The following is a 1,428-nucleotide window of genomic DNA, read 5'->3' as shown; positions in this document are numbered from 1 at the left end:
ATCTCGCCGCGTGAGGCGACGGCGATGGACCCGCAGCAGCGCCTGCTGCTGGAGACCGCCTGGGAGGCCATCGAGCGCGCGGGTATCGACCCCGCCTCGCTCAAGGGCAGCCAGGCCGGTGTCTTCGCGGGCGCCGTCGCGCCCGACTACGGACCGCGCGTCCACGAGGCCGCCGACGGTGTCGAGGGCCACCTCGTGACCGGCAGCGCCATCAGCGTCGTGTCCGGCCGCGTCGCCTACACCCTCGGCCTGGAGGGCCCCGCCGTCACGGTGGACACCGCGTGCTCCTCCTCCCTGGTCGCCCTGCACCTCGCCGTGCAGGCACTGCGCCGCGGCGAGTGCACCCTCGCCCTCGCCGGCGGCGTCACGGTCATGGCCACCCCCGGCACCTTCATCGGCTTCAGCCGGCAGCGTGGACTCGCCCCGGACGGCCGTTGCAAGCCGTTCGCCGCCGCGGCCGACGGTTTCGCCCCGGCCGAGGGCGCCGGCATGCTCCTCCTGGAGCGCCTCTCCGACGCCCGCCGCAACGGACACCCGGTACTGGCCGTCGTACGCGGTACGGCCGTCAACCAGGACGGCGCCAGCAGCGGCCTGTCCGCCCCCAACGGCCCCTCCCAGCAGCGCGTGATCCGTGCCGCGCTCGCGGACGCCGGACTCTCCCCCGACCAGGTCGCCGCCGTCGAGGCCCACGGCACCGGCACGAAGCTCGGCGACCCCATCGAGGCACAGGCCCTCCTGGCCACCTACGGCCGTGGACGCGACGCCGACAAGCCGCTGCTGCTCGGCTCCGTCAAGTCCAACATCGGGCACACCCAGGCCGCGGCCGGTGTGGCCGGGCTGATGAAGATGGTGCTGGCCATGCGGCACGGTGTGCTCCCGCGCACCCTGCACGTGGACCAGCCGTCACCCCACGTGGACTGGTCGACCGGAGCCGTCGAACTCCTCACCGAGACCACCCCGTGGCCCGAGGCCGAGGAACCACGCCGATTCGGCGTGTCCTCCTTCGGCATCAGCGGAACCAACGCCCACGCCATCGTCGAAGAGCCCCCCGTGCCGCAGGCCGACACCGACGACGACACCCCCGGCACCCCGGCGCCGACCGCCCTGCCGACCGTCCCCTGGGTGCTGTCGGCCAAGTCCGCAGCGGCACTGCGCCCCCAGGCCGCGCGCCTCCTGGAGCACGCCGAGGCCCACCCCGAGGCGACGGCCGCCGACACGGCCCTCTCCCTCGCCACCACCCGGACCGCCTTCGACCACCGCGCCGTCGTCCTGGCACCCGACCGCACCACGGTGATGCGGGAACTCCGGTCCTTCGTCTCCGGCCGCGCCACCACCGCCCTCGTCGAGGGCACCGTCCGCCGCGGCACCGGGGTCGCCTTCGTGTTCCCGGGGCAGGGTTCGCAGTGGCTGGGTATGGCTGCGGAGTTG

Annotated in this window: 1 protein-coding gene; it reads left to right on the top strand. The window is 74.6% G+C overall.

Going from position 1 to position 1,428, the window contains the following annotated elements:
* On the top strand, nt 1-1,428 hold a 1,428-nt coding region (locus GT045_RS28855; protein WP_161335983.1), incomplete at both ends, for a type I polyketide synthase.

Source organism: Streptomyces sp. SID486 (assembly GCF_009865385.1).
GTDB lineage: Bacteria > Actinomycetota > Actinomycetes > Streptomycetales > Streptomycetaceae > Streptomyces.
Note: the sequence above shows the minus strand (reverse complement) of the source record. Positions and strands in the feature narration are given on the sequence as shown.